This window comes from Dermabacter sp. HSID17554 (assembly GCF_003989295.1).
In the GTDB taxonomy this organism is placed as follows: Bacteria; Actinomycetota; Actinomycetes; order Actinomycetales; family Dermabacteraceae; genus Dermabacter; species Dermabacter vaginalis.
The window spans coordinates 15,667-32,498 of record NZ_RBLW01000006.1; the positions used below are offsets into that span (position 1 = coordinate 15,667).

The following is a 16,832-nucleotide window of genomic DNA, read 5'->3' on the forward strand; positions in this document are numbered from 1 at the left end:
CGCGAAAGACTTTTCACCTGGCACCCGCCCGTGTGCGCGCCGATTCAAAGAGGCACAGTGTCGCTGCGGTCGCGAGGTTCAGAGATTCGGCGCTTCCGAAGATGGGGATGGCGACCCGTGAATCGGCGGCCTCGAGAGTCGCTTCCTCGAGCCCGTGCGCTTCGTTGCCCATGAGCCAAGCAAGGCGCTCAGGTGGTTCCCATTCAAAGAGGTTTTCGGCGCCGCGGGGACTGGTTGCTGCCGTCGCGATGCCTCGTGCGCGAAGTTCGCCGAGGAACTCCTCCATGGGCACTCTGCGGGCGAACGGCACTTGGAACAGGCTTCCTGCACTCGCGCGCACGACCTTGGGGGCGAGCGGATCGGCAGAGCCTTCGGAGAAGAAGACGGCGTGGGCTCCGGAAGCGTCGGACGTGCGCATGACGAGCCCCGCGTTACCCGGGTCCTGAAGACGCTCGCACACGACGATTGTGCAGGGGCCTTCTCCCAGGTCGTCGAGCAGGTCGCGCCAGTCGAGCTCGAGACTTCGCGCGACGGCGATCGCGCCCTGAGGGTGCGCGACGCTCTGGTGCCCCTGCTCGCGAACCATCGCCTCGATCACCTCGGGCGTAGCGGGGCGTGGGCGAATACTCACGCGCTCGGCGAGGTGCTCGAGCTCGGGGTGTGCGATCCGCACCTTGTCGGTGAGATAGAGCTCCTCGAGGATGCCGGAGCGGCCCTCGGACTTCTCCCGAACTTCCCGTTCGAGAAGGGCGCGCACCGCTTGCGGGCCTTCCACGCGAAAGCGGCCCTCACGTTGACGCACTGAGCGCCCGGAAAGGGCGGCGATCTTCGCGACTCGCGCACTGCGCGGCGTCAGCATCGCACCCTCCGGGCGCTCAGAATATGTCATGGGGCAGGTCAGGCTGCCGGGGCGTTGACGTCCTTCGGGAGGGCGTTCTTCGCGATTTCCACGAGCTGGGCGAAAGCGGCCGAGTCGCTCACGGCGAGCTCGGCGAGCATGCGGCGATCAACCTCAACACCGGCAAGGCCGAGGCCCTGGATGAAGCGGTTGTAGGTCATGCCGTTGGCGCGAGCCGCAGCGTTGATGCGCTGGATCCAGAGGCGACGGAAGTCGCTCTTGCGGACCTTGCGGTCGCGGTAGCTGTAGGTACCCGAGTGGAGCACCTGCTCCTTCGCCTTACGGTAAAGGCGCGAGCGCTGGCCGCCGTAACCGGAGGCCTGATCGAGGATCTCCCTGCGCTTCTTCTTGGCGTTGACCGCCCTCTTCACGCGTGCCACGTGATTCTCCTTTGGTCGAAATGAAAAGTCTTAAGTGGATGCTGAAAAATCAGCGGCCAAGCATGCGCTTGAGGTTCTTGACGTCGCTCTTGGCAACGTCGGCGACGCCGGCGAGGCGGCGCTGGTGGCGCGAGGTCTTGGCCTCGGCCTTGTGGTACGCGTTTGCGCGCTGGCGCTGCAGCTTGCCGGAGCCGGTGATGCGGATGCGCTTCTTCGCACCGGAGTGCGTCTTGTTCTTCGGCATAGTGCCTGTTCTCCTTCTGGTTGACGCGCCTTACTTGGCGCTGGCTTCCTTCGCTGCGGCCTTTTCCGCGTCGCTCTTACGCTTGCGGGCTTCGGCGCGAGCCTGGGACTTCTTCTTGTGCGGGCCGAGCACCATGACCATCGTGCGGCCGTCGACGCGCGGATGCGATTCAACGAAGCCTGATTCGGCGACATCTTCAGCCATGCGCTGCATAAGCTTCATGCCCATCTCGGGGCGCGACTGCTCGCGGCCACGGAATCGAATCATGACCTTGACCTTGTCGCCACCGTTGAGGAACTTCTCGACGTTGCGCTTCTTGGTCTCGTAATCGTGCGTGTCAATCTTGAGGCCCATGCGGATTTCCTTCTGCTGGGCATTGACCTGGTTCTTGCGCGCCTCGCGAGCCTTGAGCTTCGCTTCATACTTGAACTTTCCGTAGTCCATGAGGCGTGCGACCGGCGGCTTCGCACCCGGAGCAACCTCGACGAGGTCGAGATCGGCTTCGTTTGCGAGACGCAACGCGTCTTCGATACGGACTTCCCCGACCTGTTCGCCGTTGGGTCCCACGAGAAGGACCTTGGGCGAGCGGATCTGCCCGTTGATTCGCTGTTCGCTGATGACTGCTCCTCACACAATAGAAATGCCTGGAACAACAAAAAAGGCCCCCGTGCATGCGGAGGCCCAACTCACGCGAGGGTGCGTGAGTCTCGTACTGACCCGGCAGCCTCGGCCGCTCGGGTGGGAGTGGGCTCCACTTGTAAGGGAACGCGAATGTTCCAAGCGACAACTCTAGCAGCGTGACGAGCTCGCGGGAAGGGGGCGCCATCACCATGTGGCAGGCCTTACAGGTCCGACGGCAGCAGCGCCTTCGCAGCCCCACTCACACGCGCACCGTTACCACGCAATACCATTTAAGAAACTCCCCCTTTGCATAATCGAGTCGATGTCTGTAAGGATAGGTCAGCCTTACCTCAGTCGATGAGCGACCGAGGACGACACAGAAAAGAGATTCCATGACGTCCATGACGCGCCGACAGCTCGGCCTCTTCACCCTTGCCGCGTGCTCCACGGGCGCCCTCGCCTCGTGCAGTGGCGACTCGACAAAGCAGGACGCCCGGTCGTCAAGCGACGCGAGCGGCACCCGCACCGTCACCGACGCTCGCGGCAAAGTGGACGTTCCCGTATCACCGAAACGCATTGGTGCAACCGACAACCGGATCTTCCGCAGCCTCGAGGCATGGGGCGTCGACCTGGTCGTCGCGCCGCGCCAGCTCATGCCGAAGGGCATTTCCTACAAGGATGACGAGAACATTCTCGATTCGGGATCACACCGCGAACCCGACCTCGAACAGTTCGTCGCTGCCGACCCCGATCTCGTTCTCAATGGCCAGCGCTACGCGCAGTACTACGAGGACATCAAGGCTCTCGTGCCGAACGCCGCTATCGTCGACACCGACATCGACACTGAGAAGAAACCGCTCGACGACGAGCTCAAGCGCCAGATCACACTCCTCGGCGCCACCCTCGGACACGAAACCGAAGCGCAGAAGCTCATCGAGGCTTTCGAGGCCGCCATCGAGCGCGTCAAGGCTGCATACTCCACCGACAACACGGTCATGGGCGTGATCACCTCGGGTGGCACGATCAACTATGCGGCGCCGAAGACCGGCAGAGCCGTGGGGCCGCTGTTCCCCGTGCTGGGCCTCACACCCGCGCTCGAAGTCGAGGGCACGAGTGATCACAAGGGCGATGACGTCTCCCTTGAAGCCATCGCCTCCGCGAACCCCGACTGGATCATCGTCATGGACCGCGACGCGGCCGTCGCCGCCGACGAGGAAGGCTACAAGCCCGCCGCCGAACTCATCGAGAACGCTGAAGCCCTCGCGCACGTCACGGCCATCACCGAAGGTCACGTCGTGTACATGCCCTCGAACTTCTACATCACCGAGGACATCCAGGCCTACACGGAATTCCTCGAGACCTTCGCGGACGCTCTCGAGTCGAAAAAGAGCTGACGCACAAAGGACTGCATGAGTGTGACAGAAGCCGCCCCACCGGCGGAGCGGAGAAGGCCCGCGAGCGGAACCTCGCTCGCGGGCCCTCGACGCAACCGCATCGCCCTGATCGTCGCACTCTTCGCGACCCTCGCCCTTCTCGTGCTCTCACTTTTCGTGGGCGTCTACGACATCACGGGTGGCGATCGTGGATGGGACATCTTCCTCATCACGCGCGTCCCACGAACGCTTGCGCTCGTGCTTTCGGGCAGCGCGATGGCGATGTGCGGCCTCATCATGCAGCTGCTCACGCAAAACAAATTCGTCGAGCCCTCCACGACGGGCACGACCGAGTGGGCGAGTCTCGGCCTCATAGCCGTGATGATCCTCTTCCCTACGGCAGGGCTCGTTCCCCGCATGGTCGGTGCGATCATCTTCGCGCTTATCGGCACCCTCGTATTTTTTGGGTTCCTCGAGCGCGTAAGCCTCAAGAGTTCCCTGATCGTGCCGATCGTCGGCATCATGCTCGGCGCCGTCGTGGGCTCATTTACGACCTTCATCGCTCTCGAAACCGACACGCTCCAAAGCCTCGGCATCTGGTTCACCGGAAGCTTCACGGGCCTCGTGCGCGGCCGCTACGAGCTCCTCTTCCTCGTTCTCCTCGTGCTCATCGCGGCGTTCGTCGTCGCCGATCGCTTTACCGTTGCCGGCCTCGGCAAGGACGTCGCCACTAACGTGGGTCTCAACTACCGTGCCGTCGTGTTCCTCGGGGTTTTCCTCGTCGCGATCGCGACCGGTATCGTCACCGTGATCGTGGGGCGCCTGCCCTTCCTCGGCCTCATCGTCCCGAACATGATCTCGATGATCCGCGGCGACGACCTTCGCTCGAACCTCCCCTGGGTCATGCTGCTCGGGGTATGGGTCGTGACGGTCTGCGACCTCATCGCACGCACGATCATCGCCCCGTTCGAGATGCCCGTGAGCATCGTGCTCGGCATCATCGGCGCAGCAGTCTTTCTCGTCCTTATCGTGAGGAGGAACCGTCGTGGACGATAGCACTCGCGAGCCCAACCTCCACCCGAGCGCGGCAACTCTCAAGGATCCCTCGCTCGCCACCGTCACCGACATTCGCGACGTCGAGAAAGCACAGGAACAGCGCGCGCACAAGGGCATTCCCAATCTTCTGGCAACCGTCGGACCGGCGCGCGTAAGCGCGTGCGCTCCCGAACGACACTCCGGCCCCTTCATCACCCGTTCCTCGCGCACCCGATACGCACTCCTGCTCGCGAGTCTCGCCACGATCGCGGCGCTCACGACCACCGGCATCGTGGCGTGGAACAACCCGCTGCCCTTCGGCAGCGAGGGTTTCTGGCGGATCGCGACGATGCGCGCGAGTGCGATCATCGTCATGGCGGTGGTCGCCACCTGCCAGGCATTTGCGACCATCGCCTTCCAAACGGCGACGGCAAACCGCATCATCACGCCCTCGATCATGGGCTTCGAGTCACTGTACGTCCTTTTGCACACATCAGCGGTGTTTTTCCTTGGCGCGGCGGGGATCACACAGCTCACGGGTACCGGGCAGTTCTTCCTTATGGCGGCCCTCATGGTGGGTTTCTCCGGGCTTTTATACGGCTGGCTACTCAACTCCAAGACGGGCAGCATTCACGTCATGCTCCTCGTGGGAATCATCCTCGGCGGCGGTCTGGGCTCGCTCTCCACGTTTATGCAGCGGCTGCTTGATCCGAGCGACTTCGACATCCTCACCACCCGCATGTTCGGCAATATCTCAAACGCCGATCTCGACCACCTCCCGTTCGTGATCCCGATCGTCGCGCTCACCGCAGCGCTGCTGTACGCCTGTTCGGCACGCCTCAACGTCCTCGCCCTCGGCCGCGAAACAGCGACCAACCTCGGCGTTCACCACAAGCGCGCAACGATCCTCGTGCTTCTGCTCGTCTCGATTCTCATGGCGATGACGACCTCGCTCGTCGGCCCTATGACCTTCCTCGGCTTCCTCATCGCCGCCCTCACCTACCAGCTCACCGACACCTATGACCACCGGCTCCTGTTTCCCGCGGCGATCCTCATCGGCTACGACGTCATGACGCTCGCCTACTTCATCCTCCGGCACATCTTTAACGCGCAGGGCGCGGTCACCGTCATCATCGAGCTCATCGGCGGGCTCGCCTTCTTGCTGTTCATCCTCCGAAAGGGGCGCCTGTGATTCGCATCGAGAACCTCACGAAACGCTACGGCCAGGGCGTCCAGATCGGCCCCGTCAACGCCGAGATTCCGAGCGGCCTCACGGCGCTCGTGGGACCGAACGGCGCGGGCAAGTCGACCCTCCTCACGATGATGGGGAGGCTCCTCGAGGCGGATTCGGGCACGATCACGATCGACGGTCACGACATGGCGGCGATGCCCTCGCGTGAGGTTTCCACAATGCTCGCGATTCTCCGCCAGGAAAACCATTTCGTTACGCGACTGACCGTTCGTCAACTCGTGGCGTTCGGCCGTTTCCCTTATTCGCGCGGGCGCCTCACTGAGAAGGATGAGCGCATCGTCTCGGAAGCCATCGACTTCGTGAACCTCACTCCGCTTGAAAATCGCTTCCTCGACGAACTTTCGGGAGGGCAGCGCCAACGCGCCTACGTGGCGATGGTGCTCGCGCAGGACACCGAGTACCTTTTGCTCGATGAACCGCTCAACAATCTCGACATGCAGCACAGCGTTCAGATGATGAAACAGCTCCGCAGGGCCGCCGATGAGCTTGGGCGCACGATCGTGATCGTCGTGCACGACATCAACTTCGCGGCGCATTACGCCGATCACATCATCGCCATGAACGACGGCAAGGTCACGGTTCAGGGCTCCCCCACCGAAATTGTGTGCGGGGAAACGCTCTCACGCGTGTTCAAGACCGACGTCGATGTCGTCGATGGCCCTCGCGGGCCGCTTGCGGTCTACTTCTAATCGGGAACCTCCACTCGGAACGGGTGCGGTCCGACGCCTGCTCAGGCTGCCTCGATCCCAAGTTCTTTCGCTGCGCGCGCCCTCACGCGCAAGCGATGCACGCGCATCGCCACGAGCCCACCGACCGCGACGACAAGACCAATGAGGCCGGCGGAAAAGAACGCCGTACCTGCGCCGCCCACGTCGATAATGATGCCCACGAGGGGGCTCCCAAGACTCGAGCCAATCGTCATGGCACTGCCGTGCCAACCCATGGCCTCACCACGCGCGATCTCGGGCACGCGGCGCGAGATCGCTTCGCCCGTCGAAGCAATGCTCGGCGCGATTCCGAGCCCTGAAATAAAGCACAGGATGAATGCCGTCGGGAGGTTCGAGACGAGGGCGATCGGCATGGTCACGATCGAAAGACCGAACAGCACCCACAGCGGGTGGATGTCGCGGCTCATCGCGCCATAGGCGAGGCCACCGATCGCACTTCCGAGGCACCAGATCGCGATCACGGGGCCAATGAAGTCCTTGTGACCGAGGCCCTCCATGAGGGCGACGATGCCGAGGTCGCCCGCGACGAGGATAATGCTGCCCACCACGGTCGCGACAAGAATGGCGATGCCCCCGAGTGAAAGGAGCTGCTTCCTTGCAAGAGAGCGGGCTTCGTCGAGGGCCCGCGCGGATTCACTGTCGCTTACGCCGAGGTCGGCCTCGGTGAGCGCCATCATCTGGCCCGTCTGGGTATTTTCGTAGGCAATGCGCTCGGCAACAGCGGCAGGCGAGCGTTCAAGGCCGGTTTCGGCGACCTCGAGGGGTTCGGGAATGCGGGCGGGAAGCACGATGTCGTCGCTCGAGAGTGGCGGATCGACAATCATCAGACCGATACCCGCGATCACGACGGCGGCGCCGATCACCCACATCGCGACATGCGACCCCCACGTGAACACAAGAAGCGTGCCGGCCGCGGGACCAAGCATGAACACGAACTCGGTGATGACGGAGTCGAGCGCGAAAGCTGATTTACGCATCGTCGCGGGGGTGACGACCGAAAGTGACGTGCGTACGATCGAAAACACGGGGATCGAGAAGAGGCCCGCGACAAAAACTGCGGGGAGCAGAATGGCGAAGGGCAAAAACGGTGCGATCGCCCAGAACACGAGGTTCACGATAATCGGTGGAATAAGTGTTCTCTTGAGGCCCTTCGTATCCATGAGTCGCCCACGCCACGGGGCGGAGATCGCTGCACCGAGAGTCGAGGAGGTGACGACGAAGCCGGCCATCATGTAGTTCTGGCCGAGGCTCATCACCGTATGGAGGGTCAGTACGAGCCCCGTTGCCGAGAACGGGAAGCGCGCAAGGAATCCGAGAAGGTAAATGGACGGCGCCTTGGGGAGCTGGAGCACGTCGCGGTATACGGAAAGAGCCACCTAAAAATCCTACCTCTGAGTGGGGGTCACGGTGATCTTCAGCGAGCTCACGCGCTCCGCGATGACCCGGGAGTGGGCGAGAAAAGTCTGCACTCGACTCATGAGGGCATCGAGCGCTTGTCGATCGAGCCCGGGGGTCAGGGCGAGCCTCAATTCGAGCTCACGCTCCTCGCCCGGAAGTGGTTCGGCGCCCTCGAGGCCGTCGACCGCGTGGACGAGCGCCGCGATTTCACTTCGCACAAGGTCGTCGTTGTGCGGTGCCCGCCAGGGCCGTCCCTGCGCGAGGGCCCACAGCGCCGAGCGTCGTAGCACGAGCGGGGTCCCTTCGCGGCCGAGATCAACCGCGAGACACGTGCACCCCTCGGCGACGGCCGACTGCGCGGCTTGCTCGAGCACCATGGGAACCGGACGCGCTTCGGGGCTCCACGTGGAGAGCGCCGCGACGTTCGTGAAAACGGGGAGAGCGACCTGCCCATCTCGCAGCTGAAGTTTGACCATGGCCATGTCGGACGCGTTATCGGCGTGCAGCCCGCTTTGGGTCTCGGCGCTGTCGGTCGCAATCGCCTGTATGGGGATGAGAACGCGTGTGCCCGCAAGCGCCGCCACGAGTCTTTCTCGCGTAGGATCTGCCCCCGCGTCGAAAGCCTCGAGCGCTCCAGCGACGTTTTCACCTCGCTCACCCACATCGTCCGGGAAGTGTGAGGGCGTAAGATCGCGCCCGTGCCACGGCGTTCCCGCGGTGTCAGCGAGCTGATCTTTTGCCGTGAAGTGCGCGGGCAGGGTGCGGGCGACTTTCGGGTCCTGTTTGCGCAGGCTCATGGTGTCCTTTCCGACGGTTGCCTCGCGTGCCTTGCCTCCACATTTCGCACTCGCTCGAGCGCCTCGGAGAGTGTGAAGCGGCCTTCGAGGAGGGCGCGGCCCACGATCGCGCCCCTCACGCGCGTGAAGGTGGAGAGACGAACGAGGGCCTCGATGTCGCCGAGACTTGCCGCCCCTCCCGACGCGATGATGTCGCCGCAGCTCTCGTGTGACACGCGCTCGAGGAGTGCGAGAGGAGGTCCCGAAAGCGCACCGTCACGCTCGATCTCGGTCACGATGAGACGTGCACAGCCCGCGCCACGGAGAAACGTGAGGGTGGAGTCAAGGTCCCCAATCGGCTCCTTGCGCCCGCGCGGATGAATCGATGCTCCACGAACGTCAACGCACACGGCGATCCGATCGCCGTGCGTGCGGATCGCTTCGCGCACAAAGTCGCGTTCAGCGAGCGCTGCGGCGGAAATATTCACGCGAGCACAATCGCTCGCGAGGGCGGCGGCAAGGGCTTCCCCGGAATCGATACCGCCCGAGTACTGGGTGCGCACCCCGAGGGCGTGGGCCTCGCGCACAATTGCGGCGAGTTGTGCATCGTTCGTGCCGCGTCCAAAGGCTCGATCGAGGTCGGCGAGGTGGAGCCATGAAGCACCGTCGCGCGCGAAGGTCCGCACGATGTCGAGCGGGTCCGTGCTCGCGCCGCCGCGCGGTGCGCGCGCGAGGGTACCTCCCGCGATATCGACCGCGGGAAAAAGGTCAAACCGGGGCATGTTTTTGGCCTAGCCCATCCGGATACGCCAGTAGGCCACGAGCACGCATGCCAGCCCCGTGACCGCGAGCGCAATGATCGCGAGGATCGGTTTCTTTTGCTTCGCGAACGAATAAGCGCCGCCAAGAAGGATGCCGCCGGCAGCGAGCATGATGAAGGCAAGGATCACTTGTGTCGACCGCCCGCGATCCACTTCATGGCTTCAAGTCGGCTGATGCTCGAGGGGTCGTAGGTTTCATCGATGTCCTCAAGGGTATTGAGGCCAAGAAGGAGATCCTCGACCTCGCCCGCGAGCGCGCCGAGCACGAGTGCCGGGGACGTCTCGCCCTCGTTTCGCCCATAGCGGTATCGGCACGCGATCATCCGGTCTCCGCGGCGCCAGAACATGACGACTCCCTGGCGCTGAAGCCCGAGGGACGCGAGCCTCGCGAGCGTGTGTGCCTCTTCTTCGCTCACATTCCCCGTGAGAATCGCACCGGATTCCGCATTGGCGGTCACGGCGCCCTCGGGAAATGGCGTGCGGTCATCCTCGGCGGCGAGGGCGAGGCGCACGACGCCCGCGAGGGCCTTCGCGGAGGCGAGCGGCGTCGCGACGATCGCGATCGGTGTGGGTGACGTAGGGTCGTCAGCGGGTGCGGTGTCGTTCAGTCCGGAAAGATCGTCGGGAACGTCGAACGTCTCGTCGGCATGGCCGGGGTGCCCGGGAGTCGGTCCCGTAAGCGAGCCCGCACTCCCGGGTGCGTTGGGGCCCGTAGGTGTACGCAAGCTGCCGGGCACGGTGTAGCCCGTGGGTGGCTCCTCCCCCGAATCCAGAACCGAATCGTCGAGGTTGATCCCCTTCATCATCTCCTCGAACTCGGCATCGATCTTTGCCTTATCCGGGTCGTTTTCGCCGTTGTCGCCACGGTTGGGGGTCGCGGTCATCGTGCGGGCCTTTCGTCGACGTCGGTGCACGGGTCCGTCACTCTCACGGACCCTCACGTAATTTTACGCCCCGCAAAGGGGCTAGGGTGGCGGGGTGAGAAACTACTACAGGGCCCTCGGGGCCGACGCCCTCCTCGTCCTCCTCTTTTCCGTGCTCGGAACAGTGAGCCACAACGGTGCGCTCACAGTTTCGAACCTCGCGCGTGTCGCGTGGCCGTTCCTCGTGGGGCTCGTGCTCGCCCACCTCGTGCTGCGTGCGTGGCGCGTCGAGCCGTGGAGGCTGTGGCCTCACGGCGTGTTCATCGTCGCGATCACGGTCGTCGCCGCGATGCTCATCCGCACCCTCGTGGGCGATGGAACAGCGCTCCCCTTCGTCCTCGTGGCCTTCGCCGTCAACGCCCTCTTCCTTTTGGGCTGGCGCGCCATAGCCGGGATTGTGGCGCGACGGAAGCGGGCAAGCGTCGGAACCGACGATTCTCACTAGGGCCGCGCGGCCCGCACCCTCCCCCGGTGCACGCTCCCGCGCATTGCCCTCGTGCAACCCCGCTCACACCCCTAGTGCAGGCACTGCGCCCCGAGCAGAGTCTTGAGGGACGCGAAAAGTGCCGGTGAAGGCGCAACCGACAGGCGCCGATCCACCCGCATGAGGGTCGCGCGACCCGGCTCCGTGAGGCGCACACGCACCTCGCTCCCGCCAGGATGATCTTCGAGGATGCCCCGGAGCTGCTGTGCGACTTCCCCCGTCATGCGCGAGTCGGGCACCGTGATCATGAGGGGGCCATCGGCCATTGCGCCCGAGGTATCGAGCACGCGCATCTCTTGCACGCGCATCTCGGGCGAGCCCTTCGAGTTGTCCACGCGGCCCCGCATCGAGACCACAAGGTCTCCCGCAAGTTCGGTCGCAACCTGCTGATACGACTGCGGGAACATGAGGCAATCGATCGCGCCCTCGAGATCCTCAACCGTGACGATCGCCCACGTGTCGCCCTTCTTCGTAATTTTGCGCTGAATACTCGTGATGAGCCCCGCGATTGTCACCATGCCAAGCGCATCGGTGTCCTCGGTTTCCGCAAGCGCCGTGATCGAATGCGAGCTCGCTTGCGCAATCACGTGCTCGAGCCCCTGGAGCGGGTGGTCGCTCACGTAAAGCCCGAGCATCTCGCGCTCAAAAGCGAGTTTTTGCTTGCGGTCCCACTCGGGAAGCTCGGGCACCTGAATCGTGGCGGCGCTACCGGAGGCGTAATCGTCTCCGAACATGCCACCACCGAAGAGATCGTCTTGCCCTTGGGCCTCCTTGCGCTTCACGTCCACGATTCCATCGACCGCATCCTCGTGCACGAGCACGAGCGAGCGTCGGTTGTGGCCGAGCGAGTCGAAAGCGCCGCCCTTGATGAGCGAATCGATCGTGCGCTTATTGCACACCGAAAGGGGGACCTTGTCGAGGAAGTCCGTGAAGGAGGTGAACTCGCCCTTCTCCTCGCGGGTCTTGATGATTTCCTCGACGACATGCGCACCAACGTTCTGGATCGCCGAAAGGCCAAAACGGATGTCTTCCCCCACGGCCGCAAAGTTCATGAGGGAGGAGTTCACGTCCGGCGGAAGCACCGTGATGTGGCGGTGGCGGCAGTCCCCGAGGTACAGGCCAAGGCGGTCGCGATTGTTTTGCGTCGAAGTGAGCAGCGCAGCCATGTACTCAGTCGGGTAGTTCGCCTTGAGGTACGCCGTCCAATACGACACGACGCCATACGCCGCCGAGTGGGACTTGTTAAACGCGTAGTCGGCGAACGGCAGGAGCACGTCCCACAGTGCCTGAACGGCCGCGTCACTGTAACCGTGATCGAGCATGCCCTGGCGAAAGCCCACATACTGCTTATCGAGCTCGGCCTTTTTCTTTTTGCCCATCGCACGGCGCAAAATATCCGCCTGGCCAAGCGTGAAGCCCGCGACCTTCTGCGCGGTCTGCATGACCTGCTCCTGATACACGATCACGCCGTAGGTCTCGGAAAGAATGTCGTGAAGCGGTTCCTCGAGTTCAGGATGGATCGGGGTGATCTCCTGGAGCCCGTTCTTCCTCAGCGCGTAGTTCGTATGCGAGTTCATGCCCATCGGGCCCGGGCGGTACAGGGCCGACACGGCGCAAATGTCGCCGAACTTATCGGGTTTCATCTGGCGAAGAAGGGAGCGCATGCCGGCACCATCGAGCTGAAACACACCGAGAGTATCGCCGCGCTGAAGCAGATCGAATGTTGCCGGATCATCGAAACCGAGGTGCTCGAGGTCGGGAACGTCCTTGCCGTTCGTTTCAATGTTCTCGATCGCATCGGAAATCACCGTGAGGTTGCGAAGCCCCAGGAAGTCCATTTTGAGCAGACCGAGCGTCTCGCACGTCGGGTAGTCGAACTGGGTGATGATTTGCCCGTCGGAAGGGCGGCGCATCATCGGGATGATGTCCGTGAGGGTCTCGCTCGACATGATGACGGCGCATGCGTGCACGCCCCAGCCACGCGTGAGGCCTTCAACGCCCTGCGCAATATCCATCACTCGCTGCCACGAGGGATTCTCCCGATACTGGCGGCGGAAATCCTCCGCTTCCGCGTAACGCTTATCGTTCTCGTCGAAGATGCCCTTGAGCGTAATGTCCTTGCCCATCACCGCGGGCGGGAGCGCCTTCGTCATCTGATCACCAAGCGCGTACGGCTCACCGAGAACGCGTGCTGAATCCTTAATCGAGTTCTTGGTCTTCATCACGCCGTACGTGATGACCTGCGCGACCTTGTCGTCGCCATAACGCTCGGTCACGTACTCGAGTACTTCGCCACGCCGGCGATCGTCGAAGTCCACGTCGAAGTCGGGCATGGACACGCGATCCGGGTTGAGGAATCGCTCGAACAGAAGACCGTGCGGAAGAGGATCGAGATCGGTAATGCGCATCGCGTACGCGACCATCGAACCTGCACCCGAGCCACGCCCCGGCCCCACGCGGATCCCGTGCTCTTTCGCCCAGCGAATGAAGTCAGAAACGACCAGGAAGTAGCCCGGGAAGCCCATGCGCGTGATGATACCGACCTCGTAATCAGCCCGCTCCTGGACCTCGTTGGGAATCCCGCTCGGGTAGCGCTCGTGAAGGCCCCTCTGGACCTCCTTGATGAACCACGAATGCTCATCTTCGCCCGCGGGTACCGGGAAGCGCGGCATGTAGTTCGCGCCCTCCGCGGTCGTCGTGAATTCGACGTCGCACATTTCGGCGACCCGCAGAGTGTTGTCACACGCCTCGGGAAGCTCCCGGAAAAGCTCGCGCATCTCACGTGCGCTCTTGAGGTAGTAGCCCGAACCATCGAACTTAAAACGCCCCGGGGTGTCGAACGTCGAACCCGAGTTGATACACAAAAGCGCGTCCTGGATCTTCGCATCGTCCTCGTAGACGTAGTGAAGGTCGTTCGTCGCCAGAAGAGGGGCGTCGATCGTCTTCGACAGTTCGATCAGGTCCTTCGTGACGCGCCGCTCGAGCTCGAGGCCATGGTCCATGAGCTCGACAAAGTAGTTCTCCTTGCCGAACATGTCCTGGTATTCGCCGGCAGCCTTAACGGCTTCGTCCCACTGCCCAAGGCGAATGCGGGTTTGAATCTCGCCCGAGGGGCAACCCGTCGAGGCAATAAGGCCATCGGAGTATTTCGAGAGGATCTCGCGGTCCATGCGGGGCCATTTGCCCATCTGGCCATCGAGCGAGGCAAAGCTCGCAAGGCGGAAGAGGTTGTGCATGCCCGCCGTGGAGCGGCTCAAAAGCGTGAGGTGCGTGTACGCGCCACGCGCCGAAACGTCGTCGCCGGCATCCTGCTGCGCCTTCGTGCCCCACTGCACGCGCGAACGGTCATGGCGGCTCGTCCCCGGCGTCACGTACGCTTCAACACCAATGATCGGCTTCACGCCCGCGGCGACAGCGTTCTTGTAAAACTCGTAGGCTCCGAACACGTAACCGTGATCGGTGATGGCAACGGCCTTCTGACCGGCCTCTGCAGCGGCATTCACGAGCTTGCTGATCTTCGAGGCCCCATCGAGCATCGAATAATCGGTGTGGACGTGAAGGTGAACGAAATCCTCGGAAGCCATGCCCAAGATTTTAGTGGGCAATGCCCGAACGGAGGGCTTCAGAAAAGAGTCGAGAGAGACGAGCGGCGAAGACGCGACTAACCGGCGCGAAGCACCTCGAGCGCGTTTTCGAGGTCCTCGGGATACGGCGCCTCAAACTCCACTCGCGTATGCTGCGTGGGATGCTCAAACGCGAGGGCGCGTGCGTGCAGCCACTGCCTCACGAGGCCGAGCCTCTGCGCGAGTGTGGGGTCGGAGCCATACTGAGGGTCTCCCACGAGCGGATGCCCGGCGGCGCTCATATGCACGCGAATTTGGTGGGTACGGCCAGTCTCGAGCTTGATGTCGAGCAACGAAGCACCAGGAAACATCTCGATCACGTCGTAGTGCGTGATCGAGGGTTTACCGCTTGCCATCACCGCAAACTTATAGTCGTGTTTTTGGCTGCGGCCGATCGGGGCATCAATCGTGCCCTTCATGTTTTGAAAATGTCCCTGGGCAAGAGCGTGATAGCGCTTGTCCACGAGGCGATTGCGAAAGGCGCTCTTCAGAACCGAGTAGGCAACTTCGCTCTTCGCCACGACCATAAGGCCGCTCGTGCCCACATCGAGCCGCGACACAATGCCACGGCGTTCTTGAGCACCGCTCGTCGTGATCGCGACCCCGGCACCAAGGAGGCCACCCAGTACCGTGGGGCCATCCCAACCAACGCTCGGATGCGCGGCAACCCCCACGGGCTTGTTGACGACGACGATATCGGCATCCTCGAAGACGATGTCCATACCGTCCACTTTTTCGGGGGCAACATCCGCGATGTCACGCACCTCAGGAAGCGTCACCGCGAGCTCCTGGCCCTCGCTCACGCGTTCCGAGCGAGCGGGAACCTTGCCGTCTACGAGGGCGCTTCCCGCTTGCACGAGCTCCGCGGCCTTCGTTCGTGAAAGCCCCAGAAGGCGCGAGAGAGCAACATCGACCCTCTCACCCTCAAGCCCTTCGGGCACGAAGAAGAGCCGCTCATTACTCACGCTCGCACCTCGCTCTTTTCACGCGGATCAAGCGGAACGTTGAAGAGTGTGAGCACAACAAGCAACACGGCGCCGGTCGTCACCGCGATGTCGGCGACGTTAAAGATTGGCCAGTGCGGAAGTTCAAGGAAATCCACAACGTGGCCCGTCAGAGGCCCCGGGGCCCGAAAAAGACGATCGACGATGTTGCCGAGTGCCCCACCAAGAAGTAGTGCGAGCGAAACCATCCACGCGCGCGATCGCACGGAACGGACGAGAACGACGACAACGGCGAGCGCGATCCCGATCTGAACGCCGGTGATGATCGGAGTGATCGAACCGCCAAACCCAAAAGCAGCGCCCGAGTTATAGATGAGGCGAAGCTTGAGGATGTCCCCGACGAGGGGCTGCGCGACGTTGTGCTCGAGGGTGTTTTCGGCCCACAGCTTCGACAGCTGGTCGAGCACAAAGACGATCGCGGCGATCGCAAACGCCACGACCAGGGTGGAACGGGCGGAAGCGCCGGCCGCACGTGCGGACCCGGCGCTTCCTTTCATGGTGTGGCGATCGCTCACAGGCCGTAGTTAGCGGCCTTCTCCTGGCTTTCGCCAGTGTCAAGATCGCGAAGTTGGTTCTCGAGGTAGTTGCGCAGGCGAGTGCGGTAGTCACGCTCGAAGGTGCGCAGCGATTCGATTTCCTTCTCGAGTTCACTCTTCGTGCTTTCAAGACGCTCGAGCGTGGTGCGCGACGTCTCGTTTGCTTCGTTGACGATGCGCTCGTGCTCGGCGTTGCCCTCGCTGATGAGGCGGTCGCGCTCGGCCTGGCCGTTCGCCACGTGCTCATCGTGGAGACGCTGGGCGAGCGAGATGAGCTCGGAGGCAGAATTGGTTTCGCCAACGCGCGAGGCACCGGCGGCTGCAGGCGCAGCCGGTGCGACGGCAGCAACAGCAGTCTCGGTCTCCGGCTCAACCTCGGGAGTCTCGGCCTGCGCAGCGGGAGCTTCGGTTTCGACGACTGCCGGAGCAGCATCGCCCTCGCCACCTTGACCAACGCGAGCCTCGAGCTCGGCAACGCGGCTCTGAGCTTCCTCGAGCTCGCGCTTCAGGCGGTCGTTTTCCTCAATGAGTTCGCGAAGGCGGGGAATGACGTCGTCGTCAAGGTACTTGTCGACCTCGTCCATGTCGTAACCCTCGGTGAAGCGCACGGGAGTGAAGCGCTTATCTTCGAGATCCTTTGGCATAAGAGCCATGGGTTCCACCTCTTGTTGTTTGAACAGATGATGACTATTTAACTTTACCTGAGACCACGGGCGCAGCCTGAATGCACCCACCG

The 16,832-nt window shown here is 63.0% G+C and carries 18 protein-coding genes; 5 read left to right on the forward strand and 13 right to left on the reverse strand.

Features of this window, described 5'->3' with window-relative positions:
- Positions 1 to 13: 13 nt before the first annotated feature.
- From D8M36_RS08965 to infC, 4 genes are read right to left on the reverse strand one after another with little or no spacing between them, the layout of a single operon-like run.
- Positions 14 to 889, reverse strand: coding sequence for a TrmH family RNA methyltransferase (locus D8M36_RS08965; protein WP_126848368.1), 876 nt, complete (start codon positions 887 to 889; stop codon positions 14 to 16).
- An 8-nt stretch (positions 890 to 897) separates the two neighbouring features.
- Entirely contained in the window at positions 898 to 1,278 is a 381-nt protein-coding gene (gene rplT / locus D8M36_RS08970) for a 50S ribosomal protein L20 (protein ID WP_074297975.1), read from the reverse strand.
- Between the two features lie 49 nt (positions 1,279 to 1,327).
- Positions 1,328 to 1,522 (reverse strand): 50S ribosomal protein L35, encoded by a 195-nt coding sequence (gene rpmI, locus D8M36_RS08975; protein WP_055089771.1) that lies wholly within the window; start codon positions 1,520 to 1,522, stop codon positions 1,328 to 1,330.
- 30 nt (positions 1,523 to 1,552) lie between these two features.
- Positions 1,553 to 2,089, reverse strand: coding sequence for a translation initiation factor IF-3 (gene infC, locus D8M36_RS08980; RefSeq protein ID WP_317889369.1), 537 nt, complete (start codon positions 2,087 to 2,089; stop codon positions 1,553 to 1,555).
- A gap of 446 nt (positions 2,090 to 2,535) precedes the next feature.
- Between infC and D8M36_RS08985 the strand changes: the two genes are divergently transcribed.
- The 4 genes from D8M36_RS08985 to D8M36_RS09000 are packed head-to-tail and all read left to right on the forward strand — an operon-like array spanning position 2,536 to position 6,492.
- Positions 2,536 to 3,537, forward strand: a complete 1,002-nt coding sequence (locus D8M36_RS08985) for a siderophore ABC transporter substrate-binding protein (RefSeq protein WP_126848370.1) — start codon at positions 2,536 to 2,538, stop codon at positions 3,535 to 3,537.
- A gap of 15 nt (positions 3,538 to 3,552) precedes the next feature.
- Positions 3,553 to 4,572 carry an ABC transporter permease gene (locus D8M36_RS08990; RefSeq protein ID WP_164497588.1) on the forward strand — a complete coding sequence of 340 codons (1,020 nt, stop codon included), beginning with the start codon at positions 3,553 to 3,555 and terminating at the stop codon, positions 4,570 to 4,572.
- Complete coding sequence (locus D8M36_RS08995) at positions 4,562 to 5,743, forward strand: iron chelate uptake ABC transporter family permease subunit (protein WP_126848372.1); 1,182 nt, start codon at positions 4,562 to 4,564, stop codon at positions 5,741 to 5,743. The genes D8M36_RS08990 and D8M36_RS08995 overlap by 11 nt, the downstream gene beginning before the upstream one ends.
- Positions 5,740 to 6,492 (forward strand): iron ABC transporter ATP-binding protein, encoded by a 753-nt coding sequence (locus tag D8M36_RS09000; protein ID WP_074297980.1) that lies wholly within the window; start codon positions 5,740 to 5,742, stop codon positions 6,490 to 6,492. Before D8M36_RS08995 ends, D8M36_RS09000 begins: the two co-directional genes overlap by 4 nt.
- A gap of 41 nt (positions 6,493 to 6,533) precedes the next feature.
- On the opposite strand, the gene D8M36_RS09005 is transcribed toward D8M36_RS09000, so the two are convergent.
- From D8M36_RS09005 to D8M36_RS09025, 5 genes are read right to left on the reverse strand one after another with little or no spacing between them, the layout of a single operon-like run.
- A complete protein-coding gene (locus tag D8M36_RS09005) occupies positions 6,534 to 7,907 on the reverse strand; it encodes an MFS transporter (RefSeq protein ID WP_074297982.1) in 1,374 nt (457 codons plus the stop codon).
- A gap of 9 nt (positions 7,908 to 7,916) precedes the next feature.
- Positions 7,917 to 8,726 carry an SseB family protein gene (locus tag D8M36_RS09010; RefSeq protein ID WP_065248186.1) on the reverse strand — a complete coding sequence of 270 codons (810 nt, stop codon included), beginning with the start codon at positions 8,724 to 8,726 and terminating at the stop codon, positions 7,917 to 7,919.
- Positions 8,723 to 9,487: a HisA/HisF-related TIM barrel protein gene (locus D8M36_RS09015; RefSeq protein ID WP_065248187.1), complete on the reverse strand. Its 765-nt coding sequence runs from the start codon at positions 9,485 to 9,487 to the stop codon at positions 8,723 to 8,725. The genes D8M36_RS09010 and D8M36_RS09015 overlap by 4 nt, the downstream gene beginning before the upstream one ends.
- Before the next feature lie 9 nt (positions 9,488 to 9,496).
- Positions 9,497 to 9,655 carry a hypothetical protein gene (locus D8M36_RS10160; RefSeq protein ID WP_164497589.1) on the reverse strand — a complete coding sequence of 53 codons (159 nt, stop codon included), beginning with the start codon at positions 9,653 to 9,655 and terminating at the stop codon, positions 9,497 to 9,499.
- On the reverse strand, positions 9,652 to 10,410 hold the full coding sequence (locus D8M36_RS09025; protein ID WP_065248188.1) for a hypothetical protein: 759 nt from the start codon (positions 10,408 to 10,410) through the stop codon (positions 9,652 to 9,654). Before D8M36_RS09025 ends, D8M36_RS10160 begins: the two co-directional genes overlap by 4 nt.
- 94 nt (positions 10,411 to 10,504) lie before the next feature.
- On the opposite strand from D8M36_RS09025, the gene D8M36_RS09030 reads away from it, so the two are divergent.
- The gene (locus tag D8M36_RS09030) at positions 10,505 to 10,894 is read left to right on the forward strand and encodes a DUF3054 domain-containing protein (protein ID WP_065248189.1); all 390 of its coding nucleotides are present in this window, start codon (positions 10,505 to 10,507) and stop codon (positions 10,892 to 10,894) included.
- Positions 10,895 to 10,965: 71 nt separating this feature from the next.
- Here D8M36_RS09030 and dnaE read toward each other — a convergent pair whose 3' ends face one another.
- The 4 genes from dnaE to D8M36_RS09050 form a co-directional block, all read right to left on the reverse strand.
- Positions 10,966 to 14,517, reverse strand: a complete 3,552-nt coding sequence (gene dnaE, locus D8M36_RS09035; RefSeq protein ID WP_153246522.1) for a DNA polymerase III subunit alpha — start codon at positions 14,515 to 14,517, stop codon at positions 10,966 to 10,968.
- Positions 14,518 to 14,594: 77 nt separating this feature from the next.
- Positions 14,595 to 15,521: an RluA family pseudouridine synthase gene (locus tag D8M36_RS09040; RefSeq protein ID WP_126848376.1), complete on the reverse strand. Its 927-nt coding sequence runs from the start codon at positions 15,519 to 15,521 to the stop codon at positions 14,595 to 14,597.
- Entirely contained in the window at positions 15,518 to 16,075 is a 558-nt protein-coding gene (lspA, locus tag D8M36_RS09045) for a signal peptidase II (protein ID WP_238638437.1), read from the reverse strand. Before lspA ends, D8M36_RS09040 begins: the two co-directional genes overlap by 4 nt.
- Positions 16,072 to 16,749, reverse strand: coding sequence for a DivIVA domain-containing protein (locus D8M36_RS09050; RefSeq protein ID WP_065248192.1), 678 nt, complete (start codon positions 16,747 to 16,749; stop codon positions 16,072 to 16,074). Before D8M36_RS09050 ends, lspA begins: the two co-directional genes overlap by 4 nt.
- Positions 16,750 to 16,832: the final 83 nt, after the last annotated feature.

Coding starts and splice junctions, on each gene's coding strand:
- D8M36_RS08965 (WP_126848368.1), bottom strand. CDS start 889: ATGACATATTCTGAGCGCCCGGAGGGTGCGATGCTGACGCCGCGCAGT.
- rpmI (WP_055089771.1), bottom strand. CDS start 1,522: ATGCCGAAGAACAAGACGCACTCCGGTGCGAAGAAGCGCATCCGCATC.
- D8M36_RS08985 (WP_126848370.1), top strand. CDS start 2,536: ATGACGTCCATGACGCGCCGACAGCTCGGCCTCTTCACCCTTGCCGCG.
- D8M36_RS08990 (WP_164497588.1), top strand. CDS start 3,553: ATGAGTGTGACAGAAGCCGCCCCACCGGCGGAGCGGAGAAGGCCCGCG.
- D8M36_RS09010 (WP_065248186.1), bottom strand. CDS start 8,726: ATGAGCCTGCGCAAACAGGACCCGAAAGTCGCCCGCACCCTGCCCGCG.
- D8M36_RS09015 (WP_065248187.1), bottom strand. CDS start 9,487: ATGCCCCGGTTTGACCTTTTTCCCGCGGTCGATATCGCGGGAGGTACC.
- D8M36_RS09025 (WP_065248188.1), bottom strand. CDS start 10,410: ATGACCGCGACCCCCAACCGTGGCGACAACGGCGAAAACGACCCGGAT.
- dnaE (WP_153246522.1), bottom strand. CDS start 14,517: ATGGCTTCCGAGGATTTCGTTCACCTTCACGTCCACACCGATTATTCG.
- D8M36_RS09050 (WP_065248192.1), bottom strand. CDS start 16,749: ATGGCTCTTATGCCAAAGGATCTCGAAGATAAGCGCTTCACTCCCGTG.